The organism is Streptomyces sp. CB03234 (genome assembly GCF_001905885.1).
Classification (GTDB): domain Bacteria; phylum Actinomycetota; class Actinomycetes; order Streptomycetales; family Streptomycetaceae; genus Streptomyces.
Window position 1 is genome coordinate 1 of record NZ_LIYH01000007.1, and the last position, 19,703, is coordinate 19,703.

Sequence of the window (19,703 nt, forward strand, 5' to 3'; positions counted from 1 at the left end):
CACAGCGTCCTCGCTGTGTTTTCTTCAAAGGAACCTCGACCATCCGAAGATGGACGGGGTATCAACTAATCTGGCGTTGATTTTTGGCACGCTGTTGAGTTCTCAAGGAACGGACGCTTCCTTCGTACTCACCCTCTCGGGCTTTCCTCCGGGCGCTTCCCTTCGGTATTTCGTGTTTCCAGCTTAGCAGATCCGTTTTCCGTTTCTGCCACCCGCCGGAGCGGGCTGCCGGACTGTTCTTCGCTTTCGCGTTTCCCTTTCCGGCGGTTCCGACTCTATCAGCCTTTTTCCGGCCTCCTGACCGCCACCTGCGGGACACAGAGGTGTAGTCCACAGGTGTAGACCAGTTAGGATCTCGGCTTGACAGTCGCTGCCGACCTACGACTCAGAGTCGCGTCGGGGTCAGGCAGGGATACGACCCTACCCGCCGTTGGTAGTTGAGGCAAATCGTTTCCGGTGGTCCCTAGGTCCGCCAACCCGGACCTCTCGTGCGGAACCCGGACTTCTTATGACATACGCTTCTGATCAGTACGCCGTCCAGGACAGGTAGTGACGGCGACGCAGAATCTCCACCCCTGGGAGGCCCCCCATGACCACCGTGACGTCGCCGCTCGAGGGCCGCGCCATCGGACTTGCCGCTGTACCCGACCCGGTTTTCTCCGGGGCGATGGTCGGCCCGGGTACCGCCATTGATCCCGTGCGCGAGCCCTCCACGGCTGTGTCTCCGGTCGACGGCATCGTCGTTTCTCTGCACCCGCACGCCTTCGTGGTCGTCGACGGCGACGGGCACGGCGTGCTGACGCACCTGGGGATCGACACCGTTCAGCTCAATGGCGAGGGCTTCGAGCTGCTGGTGAACAAGGGGGACACCGTGACGCGCGGGCAGGCCGTCGTGCGGTGGAACCCCGCTGCCGTCGAGGCGGCCGGCAAGTCGGCGGTCTGCCCGATCGTGGCCCTGGAGGCCACCCCCGAGTCCCTGAGCGAGCTCGTCGAGGACGGCGACGTGAAGGCCGGCGACGCGCTCTTCTCCTGGCGGTGATGTCAGTGCCGTCGTATTGACGGCAGCGGGTCGGGACATTCAACGTGGCGGCTCCGGCCGCCACTCAATCGGAGACAGGTGTAATGGAGACAACGCTGCGGGGCGTCGGCGTGAGCCACGGTGTGGCGATCGGCGAGGTGCGCCACATGGGCACGGCGGTCCTGGAGCCGCCGGCCAAGCAGATCCCGGCCGAGGAGGCGGAGCGCGAACAGGGGCGTGCTCGCCAGGCCGTCGAGGCTGTGGCGGCCGATCTGATCGCTCGTGGCAATCTGGCCGGTGGCGAGGCACAGCACGTGCTCGAGGCGCAGGCCATGATGGCTCAGGACCCCGAGCTGATGGCCGACGTGGACCGTCGTATCGCTGTGGGCAGCACGGCCGAGCGGGCCGTGTACGACGCGTTCGCCGCCTACCGGGCGCTGCTGGCCGGTGCCGGGGAGTACCTGGCGGGGCGGGTCGCGGACCTGGACGACGTGCGGAACCGGATCGTGGCGCGGCTGCTGGGTGTGCCGATGCCGGGCGTTCCGGACAGCGACGAGCCGTATGTACTGATCGCGCGGGACCTCGCTCCGGCGGACACGGCGCTGCTGGACCCGACGCTGGTGCTCGGTTTCGTGACCGAGGAGGGCGGGCCGACCAGCCATAGCGCCATCCTGGCGCGGGCGCTGGGTGTGCCCGCCGTGGTGGCGCTGCCGGGAGCCGGTGAGCTCGCCGAGGGCACCGTGATCGCGGTGGACGGCAGCACGGGTGAGATCTTCGTGGAGCCGAGCGCCGAGAAGCGGACCGAGATGGAGCGGGCCGCTGCCGAGCGCAAGGCGGCGCTGTCCGCGGCGACCGGCCCCGGTGCGACGTCGGACGGGCACAAGGTGCCGTTGCTGGCGAACGTGGGCGGGCCCGCGGATGTGCCGGCGGCGGTGGAGGCGGGGGCCGAGGGTGTCGGTCTGTTCCGTACCGAGTTCCTGTTCCTGGACGACAGCAAGCAGGCGCCGTCGGAGGCCAAGCAGGTCGAGGCGTACCGCAAGGTGCTGGAGGCGTTCCCCGAGGGCCGGGTGGTCGTGCGGGTGCTGGACGCGGGTGCGGACAAGCCTCTGGACTTCCTGACACCGGCCGATGAGCCGAATCCGGCGCTCGGCGTGCGGGGCCTGCGGACGCTGCTGGACCACCCGGAGGTGCTGCGGACGCAGTTGACGGCGCTGTCGAAGGCGGCCGAGGGGCTGCCGGTGTACCTCGAGGTCATGGCGCCGATGGTGGCGGACCGTACGGATGCGAAGGCGTTCGCGGACGCGTGCCGTCAGGCGGGGCTCCAGGCGAAGTTCGGTGCGATGGTGGAGATCCCGTCGGCCGCGCTGCGGGCGCGTTCGATCCTGCAGGAGGTGGAGTTCCTGTCGCTGGGTACGAACGACCTGGCGCAGTACACCTTCGCCGCCGACCGGCAGGTGGGTGCGGTGTCGAGGTTGCAGGACCCGTGGCAGCCCGCGTTGCTGGATCTGGTGGCACTGGCGGCGGAGGCGGCCAGGGCCGAGGGCAAGAGCTGTGGCGTGTGTGGTGAGGCCGCGTCGGATCCGCTGCTCGCGTGTGTGCTGACGGGTCTGGGTGTCACCTCCCTGTCGATGGGTGCCGCGTCGATTCCGTATGTGCGGGCGACGCTGGCCAAGCACACGCTGGCGCAGTGCGAGCGGGCGGCGGCTGCCGCGCGGGCCACGGATACCGCCGAGGAGGCGCGGCTGGCCGCGCAGGCGGTTCTGTCTGGCGAGTAGTGCCTGGTGAAGGCTGTGAGAGGGGCTTTCCCGCCGGTGGGCGGGGAAGCCCCTTTTGCTGGTTGCTCAGTGGTGGGTGGGCCAGGGGTCGTCGGGGGTGATGTCGAAGCCGGCGCGGTAGTCGACGTTGGGTTCGGGTGAGAGGGGTTCTCCGGTGTCGGCGTCGGTGCAGTAGGCGTTGAAGACCTCGGCCGCGGTGAGCGGGATGAGCCGGCCGTGGTCGAGGCGCCAGCCGTGGACACGGTCGGGTGCGGCGGGTGTGGTGGTGCGGAGGACGAGTCCTCCGGGCCTTTCGAGGGCGATGCCGGCCGCGAGGACGGTGACGAATTCGGCGCCTTCGGTGGGGTCGAGGAGGGCCGGGCCGGTGGGGGGCCGTTCGGCGTGGAGGACGGCGAGGAGCTGTTCGTCGGCGGGGACGCTGCAGACGAGGTGGTGGGTGCCGGGGCCGGCTTCTTCGAGGAGGCGCGTCAGCAGGTGCGAGGCCTGGTCGAATGCGGCGCGGCCGATGTCCTGCCCGCAGGTGGCGCACGCGCCCATGTCGGTGAGGAGCATCGTCGCGTACTGCCAGGTGGCGTGTCGTACCGCTCGGTGGATGAGGAGCGGGACGAGTCGGTCGATGGGCTGTCCCGTATAGGGGACGCAGGCGCCGGTGGCGGCGATCTCGGCGGTGAAGCGGCTGCGGCTGGCCGGGGTGTCCGGGTCGAGGCCGGTTTCGGTGCAGTACTCCGCGTAGTCCTCCGGGTCGAAGAGGGCGACGGTGGTGTGTCCGCCCTGGGTGGCGAGGGCTTTCAGGAGCTGCTCGACCTGGCGGAGGTAGATGTCGTGGTCGGCGAAGGTGAAGGTGCGGTAGCGGCTGCGCATCGCCGCGAAGTCCTGTTCGTCGGCGAGGACGCCGACGGTGCTCGGTACTTCGCGGCGGAGTGCGCGTCGCATGGTCGTGGTGTTCCTGGTGTGTGCCATGAATCCCCCTTGTTCATCAGTGCTCACTCAGAGTAATCGGCGGCACTGACAACGGGGGGCGGTCTCTCATTGGGTGCCTTGGGCGCGCCGACGGGCCAGGTCCTCGTAGAAGCGGAGCAGGTCGAGGTTGTCGACCGAGCCGGGGTTGACGGCCTTGGACAGGTCGGTGCCTTGGAGAAGACGCTTGACGGGGACCTCGATGCGCTTGCCGGTGAGGGTGTGCGGGACGCCGGGGACCTCAATGATCTCGTCGGGGACGTGGCGTGGGGACAGCTGCGTACGGATGGTCTGCTTGATGCGGGTGATCAGGTCGTCGTCCAGGGTGGCGCCTTCGGTGAGGTGGACGAAGAGGGGCATCCAGTAGCCGCCGTCGGGTTCCTCCAGGCCGATGACGAGGGATTCGCGGATCTCCGGGAGGCGTTCGACGGCCTCGTAGATGTCGGCGCTCCCCATACGGACGCCTTGGCGGTTCAGGGTGGAGTCCGAGCGGCCGTGGATGACGACCGACCCGCGGTCGGTGATGGTGATCCAGTCACCGTGGCGCCACACGCCCGGGTACATGTCGAAGTAGCTGTCGTGGTAGCGGCTGCCGTCGGGGTCGTTCCAGAAGTGGATGGGCATGGAGGGCATGGGGTTGGTGACCACCAGCTCCCCCACCTCTCCGACGACGGGCTTGCCCTGTGGGTCCCAGGCCTGGAGGTCGGTGCCCAGGCAGGGCGCCTGGAGTTCGCCGATGTGTACGGGGAGGGTGGGGACCGCGCCGGCGAAGCAGCTGCATACGTCGGTGCCTCCGCTGACGGAGGCGATCCACAGGTCGTCCCGTACCTCGTCGTGGAGCCAGCGGAAGCCGTCCGGGGGGAGCGGGGAGCCGGTGGTGGCGACGCAGGTGATGCGGGACAGGTCGTAATCGCGGGACGGATGGACGCCGGCCTTGCGGCAGGCCATGACGTAGGCGGCGGACGTGCCGTAGAGGGTGGCTCCGGTGAGTTCGGCGACACGCCACTGGGCGCCGGTGTCGGGGTGGCCGGGGCTGCCGTCGTACACGACGACCGTGGTTCCGGTGAGCAGGCCGGAGACGAGGAAGTTCCACATCATCCAGCCGGTGGAGGTGTACCAGAAGAACCGGTCCTCGGGGCCGAGGTCGCAGTGGAGGCCGAGCTGCTTGAAGTGTTCGAGGAGGATGCCGCCCTGGGACTGGACGATCGCCTTGGGCAGGCCTGTGGTGCCGGAGGAGTACAGCACCCACAGGGGGTGGTCGAAGGGGACCTGCTCGAAGACCGGCTCTGTGTCCCCCGCTGTGAGGGCGGACCATTCGAGGGTGCCTTCGGGGGCCTCCGTACCGAGGAGCGGGATGTGGACGACCGCGCGGAGGGTGGGCAGTTCGCGGCGGAGTTCGGCGACGGTGTCGCGGCGGTCGTGTTCCTTGCCGCCGTAGCGGTAGCCGTCGATGGTGAACAGGACGACCGGCTCGACCTGTTGGAAGCGGTCGAGGACGCTGCGGGCGCCGAAGTCGGGGGCGCAGGAGGTCCATACGGCGCCGACGGCGGCGGTGGCGAGGAGGGCGGCGGTGGCCTGCGGGATGTTGGGCAGGTAGCCGCTGACGCGGTCGCCGGGGCGTACGCCGAGGGCGCGCAGCTCGGCGGCGAGGGCGCCGACCTGGCGGCGCAGCTCGGCCCAGCTGACGGGGGTCACCTCGTGCGTCTCGTCGACGTGCAGCAGGGCGGGCGCGTCGGGGCGGTCGGCGGCGGCTCGGAGGGCGTGTTCGGCGTAGTTGAGGGTGGCGCCGGGGAACCATTGGGCGCCGGGCATGGAGCGGTCGCCGAGGACGCGCTCGTACGGTGTGGAGAAGCGGATGTCGAACCACTCGGCCACCGCCTGCCAGAAGGTGTCGAGGTGGTCGACCGACCAGCGGTGCAGTGCCGGGTAGCCGCCGTCGGCGGGTGCGCCGTGCCGCTGCGCCGCCCAGGCCTGGAAGCGGGTGACCGCGGCCGTGTCGACGCGGTCCTGGTCGGGCTGCCAGAGCGGCTCGGGCTGGGCGTGCTCTGTGGTCATGGGGCTGCTCCCTGGCTGTGCGTCCCTGTACGCGGGTGTGCGTGGGTCGCGCGCACGTGCGGGGGTGTGCGCGTGACGCGGCTGAGCAGGACGATGCCATGTGATCGTTGTTCGCACCAGGGTTCGCCGCCCATGGTCGGCGGGATGAATATGTGGTCTCACCACGGGTGAACGGCAGCTGAACGGGCCCTGCGGACCCTTGGGCGGGTGGCAGGGTGATCGGCATGGACGGTCGTGATCTGGTGCGTTCGGTGAGGATCTTCGGCACGGTGCGGGGGCTGCGGGCGATGCGGTCGGCGTGGCGGCAGCGGCGTACGGACGCCTGGGGGCTGCGGCCGCGGGGGGCGGAGCGGGCGCGGGTGCCGGGGCCGGTGGAGGGGGTCGAGCGGCTGCCGGGCGGGGGGATCGTCCGGTTCGCCCGGTCTCAGGTGCGGGTGTGCGTCTCCAGTGGCGGCACGGTGTTCCTGGGCTGGGACGGGGCGGAGCCGCTGCCCTCGTACGCGCTGGCGGGCCGGCCTCCGGAGCCCGATCCGCGGGCGGAGCTGGAGCCCGACAAGGGCGGTGGCTGGCGGGTGGTGTCGGAGCGGGTGACGGTCGCGGTGTCTCGCAACGGTGCCGTGGAGGTCCGTACGCCGGGCGGCGTCGTGTTGCGGCGGGACCTCCCGCCCAGGTGGTGGGAGCCGGTCGCCGGGGGTCCCTCGCGGTGGGTGCAGCGGTCGGAGGTGCCGGCCGACGCCCGGTTTTTCGGGCTGGGCGGGCGGGCGGCGGGGCCGCGGCTGCGCAGTGGGACGTACCGGCTGTGGAACACCGATCCGCGGGGCAGTTTCGCGCCCGGTGACGATCCGCTCTACATCACGATGCCGGTGCAGGTGGTGGTGTCGGACGCGGGTACGCACCTGGCGTTCCACGACAACTCCTGGGACGGGCAGGTGACGCTGCGGGAGGGCGAGGAGGGTGCGGGTTCCGGGCACGACCGGCCGGGCGCGAGCGAGGTGCGCGTCAGTGGCGGGCCGTTGCGGTGCTGGGTGATCGTCGGCACCCCCGCGCGCGTGCTGCACGGTTGGGCGGCGCTGACGGGTGCGCCCGCGCTGCCGCCGTCGTGGGCGCTGGGGCCGCAGCACGCGCGGTGGGGGTTCGGCAGCGAGGAGGAGGTGCGGCGGGTGGTGGCCGGCTACCGGGAGCGGGACCTGCCGCTGTCGGTGCTGCACCTGGACATCGACCACTACGACCGGCACCAGGTGTTCACGGTGGACAAGGAGCGGTTTCCGGACCTGCCCGGGCTCGCGCGGGAGCTGCGTGAGGAGGGGGTGCGGCTGGTGTCGATCGTCGACCCGGGGGTGAAGGCGGAACCGGGAAACCCGCTCTATGAGAGCGGTGCCGACGTCGGGTCCCATGGGGCGTTCGTACGGGATCCGAGGGGCGGTGAGGTGCGGGGCGTGGTGTGGCCGGGTGAGTGCGTGTACCCGGATTTCACGGATCCGGCGGTACGGGAGTGGTGGGGCGGGTTGTACGAGGAGCGGCTCGCGCAGGGGTTTTCGGGGGTGTGGCACGACATGAATGAGCCGGTTTCCTTCACGCCGTTCGGTGACATGACGCTGCCGCGCTCGGCGCGGCACGTACTGGAGGGCCGGGGCGGGGACCACCGGGAGGCCCACAATGTGTACGGGCTGGCGATGGCGAGGGCGGGGTACGAGGGGCTGCGGCGGCTGCGCCCGGACGAGCGTCCGTTTCTGTTCTCGCGCTCCGGCTGGGTGGGGATGCAGCGGTATGGCGGGACGTGGTCGGGCGATGTGTCGACCGGGTGGCCGGGGCTGCGTGCGTCGCTGTCGCTGGTGCTGGGGCTGGGTCTGTGCGGGGTGCCGTATTCGGGCCCGGATGTGGGCGGGTTCGACGGGAGTCCGTCGCCGGAGCTGTTCCTGCGGTGGTTCCAGCTGGGTGCCTGGCTGCCGCTGTTCCGTACGCACGCGGCGATCGACGCGGGGCGGCGCGAGCCGTGGGAGTTCGGTCCCGAGGTGCTGGAGTGCGCCCGTGCGGCGCTGGCCGAACGGGAGCGGCTGCGGCCCTATTTCGTGACCCTGGCGCAGTTGGCGCGGTTTACGGGGGCGCCTTATGTGCGGCCTCTTTGGTGGGGTTCCCCGGAGGACCGGGCGCTGCGGGACTGCGAGGATGCTTTCCTGCTGGGCGACGCGTTGCTGGTGGCGCCGGTGCTCGCGCGGGGGACGGACCGGCGGGCCGTGCGGCTGCCGCGCGGGCGGTGGTACGACACGGCGACGGGTGCGGCGTACGAGGGGCCCGGGCAGGTGCTGGTGGACGCGCCGCTGTCGCGTATTCCGGTGCTCGTGCGGGCGGGTGCAGTGATCCCGGTCCGGGACGGGGACGGTGGGGACGCGCTGGAGGTGTGGGCCCCGGCCGTGGGGCGCACTGGGGGCGGGCTGGTGGTGCGGGACGTCGGTGACGGCTGGGCGGAGGCGGAGATCGAGCGGTACACGTCCCGGCTGGTGGACGGGCGGGTGGTGGTGGAGCGGGTGACGGACGACGGGGCGGTGGAGGTGGGGGGAAGGGTCCGGGTGCGGGGGCTGGGCGCCGGGTGACGGCGGTCGCGGGTCAGGGGGTGTAGCGGCCCGCGAACCAGTGGGCGACCGCCGCCGTGTGGAGGGGGAAGGCCAGCTCTGCCGGCGCGTACAGCAGGTGGTGGCCGGCCGTTTCGTCCGTGGGGGCGGAGGGCGGGAGGGTGGCGGCCGGGCGTGCGGGCAGGAGGCCGAAGAGCAGCAGGTGGCCGGCGGGTGAGCTCATCGCGTCGGCCAGGCGTACGTCGGCGGCGGAGGCCTCGATGCCGGTCTCCTCCTTCAGTTCCCGTACCACCGCGTCCCGCCAGTCCTCGGCGTGGTCGATGAACCCTCCGGGCAGGGCGATGCCGCCGCGCTGCGGCTCGATGGCGCGGGTGATGACGACGAGCCCGGTGCCGTGCTCGCCGGTCACGGGCAGCAGGGCGACGGCGACCGGGAGCGGGTTGCGGTGGGCGACGGCGCCACAGGCCGGGCATGTGCGGGGCCATCCGGAGCCGGCCGGGTAGCGGGTGCCGCAGCTCGTGCAGTGGGAGTCCTTCACGGGGCGGACTGTACCGACCCGGCGGGGACCTGTAAGACGGTGCGCATGACAGGACTTGCTTCCGCTCCCCGCCTCCGCCGTGCCCTGGCTGCCATCGCCACGGCGCTCCTGCCGGCTGTTGCGGTGCCGCCCGCCGCGCAGGCCGCGCCCGAGCCGAAGGCTCCGAAGGAGTTCGTGGCGCTGCGCTCCGTCGACCCGACGATCACCCAGGAGATGCGCTACACCACCGAGCACAACTTCGTGGGCGAGCCGGTGGACGGCTACCGCCAGCCGGTGTGCATCCTGACCCGGCCGGCCGCGCAGGCGCTGCACCGGGCTCAGACGAAGCTGCTGCGGCAGGGCTATGCGTTGAAGGTGTACGACTGTTACCGGCCGCAGCGGGCCGTGGACCACTTCGTACGGTGGGCGAAAGACCTTCAGGACGAGGAGATGAAAGCGGAGTTCTATCCGCTTGTGGCCAAGTCTCGGCTCTTCGCTGACGGGTACATCGCGGAGAAGTCCGGACACAGCCGGGGTTCCACGGTCGACCTGACGATCGTGAAGCTGCCCGCTGCGCCGACCCGCCCCTATGTGCCGGGTGAGAAGCTGGTCCCTTGTTACGCCCCGCAGCACGAGCGGTTCCCCGACAATTCCGTGGACATGGGGACGGGTTTCGACTGCTTCGACACACTGTCCCATACGGACGACCCGCGCATCCAGGGTGCGCAGCGGTCGAACCGGCAGCTGTTGAAGGGCACGCTCGGCGCGGAGGGGTTCGTCAACCTTCCCGAGGAGTGGTGGCACTTCACGTACAAGCCGGAACTCTTCCCCGGCACGTACTTCGACTTCCCGGTCTCCCGGCGGTCGGTGGCGGGGCACTGACGCCGGGTGTCTCGCTTAGCGCCGCCGACGCGTGGCACACTTCTGACGTTCCGTCAGATCTGCTCGCTGGGGAGGGGCCTTGACGCGTACGCGCACACCTGTGGTGGCCGGGTGGTTCACCGATGACGGTGACGGGGCCGGCTTCCGGCTGCTGGGGACCCGCTGCTCGGCCTGTACGGCGGTCTTCTTCCCGCGCGAGGACGCCTTTTGCCGCAACCCGGCCTGCGGGGGCGGGGGCGAGCTGCGGGAGGTACCGCTGTCGAAGCGCGGGCGCGTCTGGTCGTACACGGACGGCCGCTACCGGCCGCCCGCGCCGTACGTCTCGGACCCGGCGGCGGTGTGGGAGCCCTACGTCCTGGTTGCCGTCGAACTGGCGGCGGAGGCCATGGTCGTGCTGGGACAGGCCGCCCCCGGGGTGGGCGTCGCCGACCTGGCCGTCGGCATGGAGGTGGAGGTGGTGCCGGGCGTCCTGGACGAGGACGGGGACACGGTGTGGACGACCTGGCACTGGCGGCCGGTGGTGACCCGGTGAAGGACGTCGCCGTACTGGGTGTGGGCATGCACGCGTGGGGGAAGTGGGGCCGCTCCTTCGTCGAGTACGGGACGGTCGCGGCCCGGGCCGCGCTCGCCGACGCCGGGGTCGACTGGCGGGACGTGGGGTCGGTGGTCGGCGCCGACACGGTGCGGGGCGGCTATCCCGGGTACGTGGCGGGCGCGACGTTCGCACGGGCGCTCGGCTGGCAGGGCGCGCGGGTGAGCAGCGTGTACGCGGCGTGCGCCTCGGGCGCCCAGGCCATCGCCACCGCGCGGGCACAGATCCTGGCCGGGCTGACGGACGTGGTGCTGGTGGTCGGCGCGGACGCGGCACCCAAGGGGTTCTTCGCGCCGGCCGGCGGCGACCGGCCGGACGACCCCGACTGGCTCCGGTTCCGGGTGCTGGGGGCGACGAACCCGGCGTACTTCGCGCTCTACGCCCGGCGCCGGATGGCCGTGTACGGGGACACGCCGGAGGACTTCGCGCTGGTGAAGGTGAAGAACGCGGCGGCGGGCGCGCTCAACGCGTACGCCCGCTACCGGAGGCCGGTGACCTCCGACGAGGTGGCCGCCTCGGCCGTGGTCGCCGACCCCTTGCGGCTGCTCGACATCTGCGCGACCTCGGACGGCGGCGCGGCGCTGGTGCTGTCGTCGATGGCGTACGCGCGCGTGCACGGGGCCACGGACCCCGTCCGTATCCGGGCGGTGTCGACCGTGACGCCCACCTATCCGCGCACAGTGCTCGATCTGCCGGACATCGCCACCGACTCGGCGGCCGGTGCACCCCCTGCGGCCCCCTTCCGGGAGTCGATCGCGGCCGCCGCGTACGAGGAGGCGGGCATCGGGCCCGAAGACCTGTCCCTGGCGGAGGTGTACGACCTGTCCACCGCGCTGGAGCTGGAGTGGTACGAGGACATCGGGCTGTGCGGCCGGGGCGAGGGCGCGGGGCTCGTACGGGAGGGCGCCACGGCGCTCGGCGGCCGGGTTCCGGTGAACGCGAGCGGCGGCCTCGCCTCCTTCGGCGAGGCGGTGCCGGCCCAGGCCATCGCCCAGGTCTGCGAGCTGACGTGGCAGCTGCGCGGTGCGGCGGGGGCGCGGCAGGTGCCGGGCGCCCGGTCCGGGATCACGGCGAACCAGGGCCTTTTCGGCCACGGGTCGGCGGTCGTGGCCGTGCGCTGAGCGGCGGCGCCCGGGCGGGGCGCCGGGCTTTACGTGTCGTACGGGCGTGTCCAGTGGCGCTGCGGAGGGCCGGTGCTGCCGGCGACCTTGACGCCCCCTCACAGCCGGAGAACACTGCCTGTTCGTCGACATCTCCGGTTCGCCTGTAACAGCACGCCATGCCCGTTCGGCACGCCGTGAAGCCATGGAGCCCAGGAGCCGCCATGAGCAATGGAGACATTTTCGCCGGTGAGGTCATCGGCACCGCGATCCTCATCCTCTTCGGTGCGGGCGTCTGCGCCGCCGTCACCCTCAACTTCTCCAAGGCGAAAGCCGCCGGCTGGGTCGTCATCGCCTTCGGCTGGGGCTTCGGCGTCATGGCCGGGGCGTACACCGCCGCTCCGCTCTCCGGAGGGCACCTCAACCCGGCCGTGACGGTGGGGGTCGCCGTCGACACGGGCGAGTGGGGCAAGGTACCGCTGTACCTGCTCGCGCAGATGGTCGGCGCGGTGCTGGGAGCCGTACTGGCCTGGCTGGTCTATTACGCCCAGTTCCGGGCGAACGCCGACGTGAAGACCGCCCAGCCCACGCTCGGGATCTTCTCCACCGCGCCCGAGATCCGCAATCCGGCCGCCAACCTCACGACCGAGATCATCGCGACCGTCGCGCTCGTCCTGCCGATCCTCGCGTTCGGGAAGAACGACGGCATCGGCGTCGGGCAGATCCCCGGCGAAAACGCGGGCATCTATGGGTCGGGTATTTCCATCCTCCTGGTGTCGCTCCTGGTGGTGGGCATCGGCATGTCACTCGGCGGGCCGACGGGTTACGCCATCAACCCGGCCCGGGACCTCGGGCCGCGCATCGCCCACGCGCTGCTGCCGATACCCAACAAGGGGACGTCCGACTGGGGTTACGCCTGGGTGCCGGTGGCCGGCCCGCTGATCGGGGGCGTGCTCGCAGGCGTCGTCTTCAACGGGGTCTACTGACACGGTTTACGGGTGCCGGCCTGTAGGTGCGGGCCTGCCAATGGGCGTGGCCTATGAACGTGGCCTATGGGAGCGGCTTGTGGGCGCGGCTTGTGGGCGCGGCCCATTGACTCCTCTCACTGAGGCGGCTCGGAGGCGGCTCGTCGGGCGTCTCGACCACGCGGCTCACCCGCACGGCTCTACTCACGCGGCTCTACTCACGCGGCTCTTACTCGCGACAAGGGGTTTCGTCATGACGGACAGGTTCGTCGCCGCAATCGACCAGGGCACCACCTCCAGTCGCTGCATCATCTTCAACCAGGACGGTGCCATCGTCGCCGTCGATCAGCGCGAGCACCGGCAGATCTTCCCCAAGCCGGGCTGGGTGGAACATGACGCCACGGAAATCTGGTCCAAGGTCCAAGCCGTGGTGGCGGGCGCTCTCGCCAGGGGAGGGCTGCGGGCGGAGCAACTGAGCGCACTCGGCATCACCAACCAGCGCGAGACGACCGTCCTGTGGGACCGGGCCACCGGAAAGCCCGTGCACAACGCGATCGTCTGGCAGGACACCCGTACCTCCGCGCTGTGCACGGAACTCGGGGGCGCGGACGGCCAGGACCGTTTCCGGGACACCACCGGGCTGCCGCTGGCCAGCTACTTCTCCGGGCCCAAGGCGGCCTGGCTGCTGGACAACGTGCCCGGGCTGCGCAGCCGCGCCGAGCGGGGCGAGATCGCCTTCGGCACCATCGATTCGTGGCTCATCTGGAACCTCACGGGAGGTGTCGACGGCGGCGTCCACGTCACCGACGTCACCAACGCCTCCCGGACCATGCTGATGAGCCTGGAGTCCCTGGACTGGGACCGCTCCATCCTCGAGGCGATGAACGTGCCGGAGGTGATGCTGCCGCGCATCCGCTCGTCGGCGGAGGTGTACGGCACCGCTGTCGGGCAGCTTGAGGGCGTGCCCGTCGCGTCGGCGCTCGGCGACCAACAGGCCGCGGTTTTCGGACAGGCCTGCTACGACACGGGCACCGCCAAGAACACGTACGGCACGGGAAGTTTCCTCCTGCTCAACACCGGGGAGCGGCCGGTTGCCTCGAAGAGCGGGCTGATCACCACGATCGGGTACAAGATCGGTGACCGGGCGCCGGTCTACTGCCTGGAGGGGTCGATCGCGATCACCGGCGCGCTGGTGCAGTGGTTCCGGGACCAGCTCGGCATCATCCGCAGCGCGGACGAGATCGAGACGCTCGCGGCGAGCGTGGAGGACAACGGCGGCGCGTACATCGTGCCCGCGTTCTCCGGGCTGTTCGCGCCGTACTGGCGCTCCGACGCCCGCGGTGTCGTCACCGGCCTGACCCGGTACGTCACCAAGGCACACCTGGCGCGTGCCGTCCTGGAGGCGACGAGCTGGCAGACGCGAGAGGTCGTGGACGCCATGTACCAGGACTCGGGCGTCCGGATCACGTCCCTGAAGGTGGACGGCGGGATGACCGTCAACGGCCTGCTGATGCAGCACCAGGCGGATGTGCTGGGCGTGCCCGTGATCCGGCCCAAGGTCTCGGAAACCACCTGCCTGGGCGCGGCCTACGCGGCCGGGCTCGCCACGGGCGTGTGGGCCGGCCTGGACGAGCTGAAGTCCCACTGGCAGCGCGACGCGGCCTGGGAACCGCGCATGGAGGCCGCCGTGCGGGAGCGCGAGTACGGCAACTGGCGCAAGGCGGTGGAGCGGAGCTTGGGCTGGGAGGGGGGCGACTGACGGGGGCGCCCTGCGGGAGCCGGCCTGCGGGCGATGGCCTGCGGGCGGATGGCCTGCGGGCGGATGGCCAGGACCGGCCTGGCGGGCCGGGCGTCGCAGCACGGCGCGTAGGAGCCGGGCCCCGTGGCGGGGGCCTGGCACTGGCCTGGGGCGGTGCCCTACGGCGGTGCCGTACAGGCGGGTGCCTGGAGGCGCGGCGATCCAGGCGGAGGCGTAAGCGCGTTGCCTGCGCGGGCCCAGGCGGTGGCGTACAGGCGGTGCCTGGAGGGGCGGGCCCGGGGCGGTCCGTATGCATGGTGCCTGGCGCGGGCCTCCGGGGGGATGTAGAGGGCCGCGTGAGGGCCCGCGGCCCGTGACCGTCCGTGGGGGCACGGGCCGCTGGTCGGTCAGGTGGTGACCGGCTCGCGGGTGCGGGCGGCGATGGTCAGGGCGTGTTCGACCACGGCGACCAAGACCTCCTTGACCGACTCCCGTTCGCGGGCGTCGCACATCAGCAGCGGCACCTCCGGGTCGAGGTCGAGTGCCGCCCGTACCGTCGCGGCAGGGAAGCGGGCCGCGCCCTCGAAGCAGTTGATGGCCACCGCGAAGGGGATGCCGCGCCGCTCGAAGTAGTCGATCGCAGCGAAGCTGTCCTCCAGGCGGCGGGTGTCGCACAACACCACCGCCCCCAGGGCCCCTTGTGCCAGCTCGTCCCAGAGGAACCAGAACCGGCCCTGTCCCGGCGTACCGAACAGGTACAGCACCAGGTCCTCGCGGAGCGTGATGCGTCCGAAGTCCATGGCGACCGTGGTGGTGGACTTGGCTTCGACGCCGTGCAGGTCGTCGACCGGACGGCCCGCCTCGCTGAGGGTCTCCTCGGTGCGCAGCGGCCGGATCTCGCTGACCGCGCCCACCAGCGTGGTCTTGCCCACCCCGAACCCGCCCGCGACCAGGATCTTCAGGGTCACCGGCTCGACCGGTCGCTTCTTGCGGCCGGTGCTAGAGCGCCCGAAGGCCATTGATCACCTCACGGAGGATGCTGACGTCCGGCAGTTCGGCCGGCGGAACGGGACGGGTCACATGGACGAGTTCGTCCTCGACGAGGTCACCGACCAGGACACGGACCACCCCTACGGGGAGGTCCAGCCCGGCGGCCAGCTCGGCGATCGACTGGGGGAAGTCGCTGCACCGCTCGACGATCTCCACGTGCTCCGGTGAGAGCGTCTGGTCGCGGCCGGGGTCGTCGGCCGCGGGTTCGGGGACGACGACCGCGATCAGGTCGAGGCGGTGGCGGGTGGCGCTGCTGGTACGGCCGCGTGTCATCGCGTACGGGCGGACCACCGGGCCCGCATCGTCGTCGAACCAGTGGTGCGGCTCCTGGCGGTCCCGGCGTCTGTGCCGGCTCTGCTGCCGTGCTGCGTCGCTCATCGCATCCCCCCTCACCCTCCTGCGGGCAGTCCGGTCCGAGGTGCTGTCGCGAGGTGGGCCCCGACGCGCTTGACCATCAGCGTCATCTCGTACGCGACGAGCCCGACGTCGGAGTCGGCGTCGGCGAGCACGGCGAGGCAGCTGCCGTCGCCCGCCGCGGTGACGAAGAGGAAGGCGTCCTCCAGTTCGACGACGGTCTGGCGGACGCGGCCCGCGTCGAAGTGGCGGCCGACGCCCTTGGCGAGGCTGTGGAACCCGGAGGCCACGGCCGCCATGTGCTCGCTGTCCTCGCGACTGAGGTCCTTGGACGCGCCCGTGGCCAGGCCGTCGCTGGAGAGCACCAGTGCCTTGCGGATGGAGCCGACCCGGTCGACCAGTTCGTCGAGGAGCCAGTTCAGCTCGCCTGTCGAGCCGGTCGAGTTGGGTGCTGCGGCGTTCGGTGCGGTCATCGACCGTCCCCCTCCGGTGTCGTTCCTGGTGCTGTTTCGCCGCGGCGGGCGTGCGGGGTGCTTTCGGCGTTCTGCCGGCGCCCTCGCTGCCAGCCGCGCTGTATCGCCGCCATACGGCTGCGTACTTCTTCCGCCTCGCGTTCGGTGTCGAGACCGGTGTCCTTGTCCACCACCACCGGCTGTCCGGCCGCCTCCCTCAGTTGGGGGGCGAGGCTCGCCTGGCGTACGCGGCGGGGAAGGCCGCGCAGCAGCATGGTCGCGTCGTCGGCGGGCGGCGCGGGGTCGGTGGGGGCGGCGGCACGCGTCGGCCTGGCTCCGGGCGCCGGGTGCGCGCGGCCGCGTTCGTCCAGGCGCCTGCCGCGGTCCGCGACGAGCGTGGGGGGTTTGCGGCGGGGCAGTGGGACGAGGCCGCCGGACGGGCGCCCGGGTGGCTGGTTGTCCGCGGCCTGCTGGTGCTGCTCGTGGTCGGTGTGGGGGCCGGCGACGGGGCGCAGTGGTGGCCGGGCGCGGAACAGTCCGCCGCGCTCGCTCTCCGTCTCTTCCAGGTCGCCGAGCCGGTCGTCGAGGTCGGAGAGGTCGGCGAGCCGGTCGTCGAGGCCGAGGGCGCCGACCGGGGCCTCCAGTTCGACCGGTCCGTCGAGGACGGACGGGCCGGTGGCGGCGGAGAGGCCGGAGTGCGCCTTGGAGAGCGCCGCGCGCCGGTGCGGGGCGTCCTTGCCGCCCTTGCGGTCCAGCCGGAAACCGGCGCCCTGGGTCTCGGGTGCGTCGGTGAGCAGCGCGGCCGGTATGAACACGACCGCGGTGGTCCCTCCGTACGGGGAGGGCTGGAGCGAGACGCGGACGTTCTGGCGCTGGGCGAGGCGGCTGACGACGAAGAGGCCGAGGCGGTCGGTGTCGGAGAGCTCGAACTCGGGGGTCTCCGCGAGGCGCAGGTTGGCGTCGAGGAGGGCCTCCGGGGCCATGCCGAGGCCACGGTCGTCTATCTCCAGGGTGAAGCCGTTGGCGACCCGTTCACCGTGGACGTGGACGGCGGTGTGCGGTGGGGAGAACACGGTGGCGTTCTCCAGGAGTTCGGCGATGAGGTGGGTCAGGTCGGCGACCGCGGGGCCGCCGACGCCGATGCGCGGCAGGCGCCGCACTTCTACGCGCTCGTAGTCCTCGACCTCCGCAACTGCGGCGCGTACGACGTCCATCAATTGCACCGGCTTGCGCCACTGCCGTGAGGGGGCCGCTCCGGAGAGGATCACCAGGCCCTCGGCGTGGCGGCGCATACGGGTGGTGAGGTGGTCCAGGCGGAAGAGGTCGGCGAGTTCCTCGGTGTCCTCGGTGCGCCGCTCCATGGTGTCCAGGAGGGTGAGCTGGCGGTGGAGCAGCACCTGGTTGCGGCGGGCGAGGTTGACGAAGACCTCCGACACGCCGCGGCGCATGTCGGCCTGTTTGACGGCGGCTTCCACGGCTGCCCTCTGGAGGGTGTTGAGGGCATGGCCGACCTCGCCCACCTCGTCCTTCTCGTACTTCAGGCGGGGCACTTCGGTCTCGACGTCGACGTGTTCGCCGGCGGCGAGGCGGCGCATCACGCTCGGCAGCCGTACGCCGGAGACTTCCTGGGCCTCCTTGCGCAGCCGCCGCAGGTCGCGCACGAGGCCGCGCCCGATGCGTACGGAGACGACGACCGAGACGAGCAGGGCGAGGAAGCCGAGCACTCCGGCGACGCCCGCCTTGAGCAGGACGCTGTGGGCGGCGGGTTCGACGCGGTCCTGGTAGCGGTTGCCGGCCTCGGTGTTCTCGCGGGCGAGCTCCTCGAGGACGGGGTTCGTCAGTTCCTGCCAGCGCGCGGCGTCGAGCGCGCGGGGGTCGTCGGTGGCGCCGGCGGCGAGCAGTTCGTCCTCGGCGTCACGCAGGGGTTCGGTGTCGTGGCTGCGCCAATAGGCCTGGAAAACCTCGCGTTCGGAGCCGGGCATGAGCTCCAGGTTGACCTCGTAGAGCAGTTCGCGGTGGGCGACGAGGTCGGAGATCGCGCGGATCTCCTGGGCGGTGATCCTCTTGCTGATGAGCGAGGACACCACCAGGGCGTCCTCGCGGGACAGCATCTCGCGGGCACGCACGATGCCGACGAGGGCGCGGCCCTGCTTGTCCATCTCCACGTTCTCCAGGGCGTGGAGATTGGTGAGGAAGCTGTAGCAGGGGTCCACGAGGCGGTTGTAGAAATCCAGCGCCTGGATGCGGCCGACAGCGCGGTTCTCCACGGAGCGGCGCAGTGAGGTGAGGTCGTCGAGGGCTTCGAGGAGGCGGGTGAGCCTGCCGGCCGCCTGGGTGTTCAGGGCGTCGACGACACCGGGGTCGTTGGCGTTCGCGCGGATCCTGGCGATGGCCCGGTCGGTGGCGGCGCGGTCGCGGCGGAGCGTGGGGAGGGCGTCGGAGGCGCGGGGGTCGGCCAGGTAGACGAGGGTCTGGCGGCGTTCCTTCTGGATGACGCGGACGGTTTCCTCGAGGGGGTGGCCCACCTTGTCGACGATATAGCCGACGTCCAGGAGTTGGCCGGCCTCGCGGCCGGTGATGAGTGTCGCGAATCCCCATAGGCCGGTGAGGGAGAGGAGCGGCACCAGGAGCAACGCCACGATCTTCCTGCGGATCGACTTCCCGCGAAAGCGCATGGCCTCCCCCACTCGCACCCGCCCTGCCGTCCGGCGTGGGTGAACACATCAACACATCAATAAACGGCGTGAGCCTACTACTGCATCACGGACAACTCGAAGGGACGTCCGGGCGATTTTCAGCCGGACCGTGCGGCGCAGATCATGAGTTGTCCTGGTATTCGGGGAGTTGACAATTGGCGGTGTGGTGGATGACACCTGGCAGAGCGTCACTGCGGACTGGGCGGCGGTTGGCTGGAATTGCCCGTTCCGGGGGAATCTTCACCGTCGGTCGTTCGTCTTTCTGTACGGGGAGGCAAGAACTGTCGGCGTAAAGCGGCTCAAGACGGGCAGCCACCCTGAAGACGGTCAGTGGTGGGGAGTGGCGGTTCGATGGAGACGGCACGGCGCGAACTGTGGGTGGAAGAGCCGGTGGGGAGGAGCAGGCTCCCCGACCCGGTGCGTACGGCGGCGGTGCGTGCCGTGATCATCGCGGCGCTGACGCTGATACAGGCGGTGGTGGCGTTCTTCTGCACGCTCACGGCGTCCTGGCTGGCTTTCCCGATGGTGCTGTGCAGTGTCGGCAGCACGGTGGTGGCGACGTGGGCCGTGCTGGATGTGTGGGTGACCCGGCAGGTGTGGAACCAGCGCCACGGTGTCGTGTCGACGCCCAGCAGTACGGCGCGCCAACTGCGGCGGGAGCGGCGCCGGGCGCGGCGGGTGGCCCGGGCTGAGGCCCGGGCGGAGGCTCGCGAGGCGGCGCGTATACGGGGCCGGCGGGGCGCGGGCGACAACCGGCTGTCGCGAGCCTGAGGCGCGACACCCGGGGGCTCTCGGGCCCGATGTCGGGCTCGTTGTGGGGGCGGCGGGCGAGCGGCGCCGGTGCTCACGAGCCGGCTCCCCGATGGGGCGCGTGCGCGGCGGTCTGCTCGCGTCGCGCCGTTTGAGGGGCTCGGCGGCCGCACCGCTCGCGAGGGCCCGCTCGCGGGGGACCGCTCGTACACCGGCGCGCGGGCGGGGCCCG

The 19,703-nt window shown here is 71.4% G+C and carries 17 protein-coding genes; 10 read left to right on the plus strand and 7 right to left on the minus strand.

Features of this window, described 5'->3' with window-relative positions; genetic code table 11:
- From AMK26_RS37520 to ptsP, 3 genes are all read left to right on the plus strand, one after another.
- Nucleotides 1–187: hypothetical protein (locus AMK26_RS37520; protein ID WP_206745199.1), on the plus strand; the 187-nt coding region annotated here is incomplete at its 5' end.
- A 402-nt stretch (nt 188–589) separates the two neighbouring features.
- Nucleotides 590–1,039, plus strand: coding sequence for a PTS sugar transporter subunit IIA (locus AMK26_RS28555; RefSeq protein WP_073757895.1), 450 nt, complete (start codon nt 590–592; stop codon nt 1,037–1,039).
- Between the two features lie 83 nt (nt 1,040–1,122).
- A complete protein-coding gene (gene ptsP / locus AMK26_RS28560; protein WP_073757897.1) occupies nt 1,123–2,793 on the plus strand; it encodes a phosphoenolpyruvate--protein phosphotransferase in 1,671 nt (556 codons plus the stop codon).
- Nucleotides 2,794–2,859: 66 nt separating this feature from the next.
- On the opposite strand, the gene AMK26_RS28565 is transcribed toward ptsP, so the two are convergent.
- Nucleotides 2,860–3,753 (minus strand): hypothetical protein, encoded by an 894-nt coding sequence (locus AMK26_RS28565; protein ID WP_073757899.1) that lies wholly within the window; start codon nt 3,751–3,753, stop codon nt 2,860–2,862.
- Between the two features lie 66 nt (nt 3,754–3,819).
- Nucleotides 3,820–5,805: an acetoacetate--CoA ligase gene (locus AMK26_RS28570; RefSeq protein ID WP_073757901.1), complete on the minus strand. Its 1,986-nt coding sequence runs from the start codon at nt 5,803–5,805 to the stop codon at nt 3,820–3,822.
- A 224-nt stretch (nt 5,806–6,029) separates the two neighbouring features.
- On the opposite strand from AMK26_RS28570, the gene AMK26_RS28575 reads away from it, so the two are divergent.
- Nucleotides 6,030–8,396 carry a glycoside hydrolase family 31 protein gene (locus AMK26_RS28575; protein WP_073758630.1) on the plus strand — a complete coding sequence of 789 codons (2,367 nt, stop codon included), beginning with the start codon at nt 6,030–6,032 and terminating at the stop codon, nt 8,394–8,396.
- A 13-nt stretch (nt 8,397–8,409) separates the two neighbouring features.
- Here the strand turns inward: AMK26_RS28575 and AMK26_RS28580 are convergent, their stop codons facing one another.
- Nucleotides 8,410–8,913 (minus strand): NUDIX domain-containing protein, encoded by a 504-nt coding sequence (locus AMK26_RS28580; RefSeq protein ID WP_073757903.1) that lies wholly within the window; start codon nt 8,911–8,913, stop codon nt 8,410–8,412.
- Between the two features lie 45 nt (nt 8,914–8,958).
- Between AMK26_RS28580 and AMK26_RS28585 the strand changes: the two genes are divergently transcribed.
- The 5 genes from AMK26_RS28585 to glpK all read left to right on the plus strand — a co-directional run bounded on the left by AMK26_RS28585 (nt 8,959) and on the right by glpK (nt 14,190).
- Nucleotides 8,959–9,774, plus strand: a complete 816-nt coding sequence (locus AMK26_RS28585; RefSeq protein WP_073757905.1) for a M15 family metallopeptidase — start codon at nt 8,959–8,961, stop codon at nt 9,772–9,774.
- Between the two features lie 79 nt (nt 9,775–9,853).
- Complete coding sequence (locus tag AMK26_RS28590; protein WP_073757907.1) at nt 9,854–10,306, plus strand: Zn-ribbon domain-containing OB-fold protein; 453 nt, start codon at nt 9,854–9,856, stop codon at nt 10,304–10,306.
- Nucleotides 10,303–11,487, plus strand: a complete 1,185-nt coding sequence (locus AMK26_RS28595) for a lipid-transfer protein (RefSeq protein ID WP_198944206.1) — start codon at nt 10,303–10,305, stop codon at nt 11,485–11,487. Before AMK26_RS28590 ends, AMK26_RS28595 begins: the two co-directional genes overlap by 4 nt.
- A gap of 203 nt (nt 11,488–11,690) precedes the next feature.
- The gene (locus tag AMK26_RS28600; RefSeq protein ID WP_073757909.1) at nt 11,691–12,452 is read left to right on the plus strand and encodes an MIP/aquaporin family protein; all 762 of its coding nucleotides are present in this window, start codon (nt 11,691–11,693) and stop codon (nt 12,450–12,452) included.
- A 232-nt stretch (nt 12,453–12,684) separates the two neighbouring features.
- Entirely contained in the window at nt 12,685–14,190 is a 1,506-nt protein-coding gene (gene glpK, locus AMK26_RS28605) for a glycerol kinase GlpK (protein WP_073757911.1), read from the plus strand.
- A 386-nt stretch (nt 14,191–14,576) separates the two neighbouring features.
- Here glpK and AMK26_RS28610 read toward each other — a convergent pair whose 3' ends face one another.
- Genes AMK26_RS28610 through AMK26_RS28625 form a run of 4 tightly spaced genes read right to left on the minus strand, consistent with a single transcriptional unit; the run spans nt 14,577 to nt 18,700 of the window.
- Complete coding sequence (locus AMK26_RS28610; protein WP_073757913.1) at nt 14,577–15,188, minus strand: GTP-binding protein; 612 nt, start codon at nt 15,186–15,188, stop codon at nt 14,577–14,579.
- Nucleotides 15,169–15,597: a DUF742 domain-containing protein gene (locus AMK26_RS28615; protein WP_073757915.1), complete on the minus strand. Its 429-nt coding sequence runs from the start codon at nt 15,595–15,597 to the stop codon at nt 15,169–15,171. Before AMK26_RS28615 ends, AMK26_RS28610 begins: the two co-directional genes overlap by 20 nt.
- A gap of 11 nt (nt 15,598–15,608) precedes the next feature.
- Nucleotides 15,609–16,046, minus strand: a complete 438-nt coding sequence (locus AMK26_RS28620) for a roadblock/LC7 domain-containing protein (protein ID WP_073757917.1) — start codon at nt 16,044–16,046, stop codon at nt 15,609–15,611.
- Entirely contained in the window at nt 16,043–18,700 is a 2,658-nt protein-coding gene (locus AMK26_RS28625; RefSeq protein ID WP_073757919.1) for a sensor histidine kinase, read from the minus strand. Before AMK26_RS28625 ends, AMK26_RS28620 begins: the two co-directional genes overlap by 4 nt.
- A gap of 372 nt (nt 18,701–19,072) precedes the next feature.
- On the opposite strand from AMK26_RS28625, the gene AMK26_RS28630 reads away from it, so the two are divergent.
- The gene (locus AMK26_RS28630; protein WP_073757921.1) at nt 19,073–19,492 is read left to right on the plus strand and encodes a hypothetical protein; all 420 of its coding nucleotides are present in this window, start codon (nt 19,073–19,075) and stop codon (nt 19,490–19,492) included.
- Nucleotides 19,493–19,703: the final 211 nt, after the last annotated feature.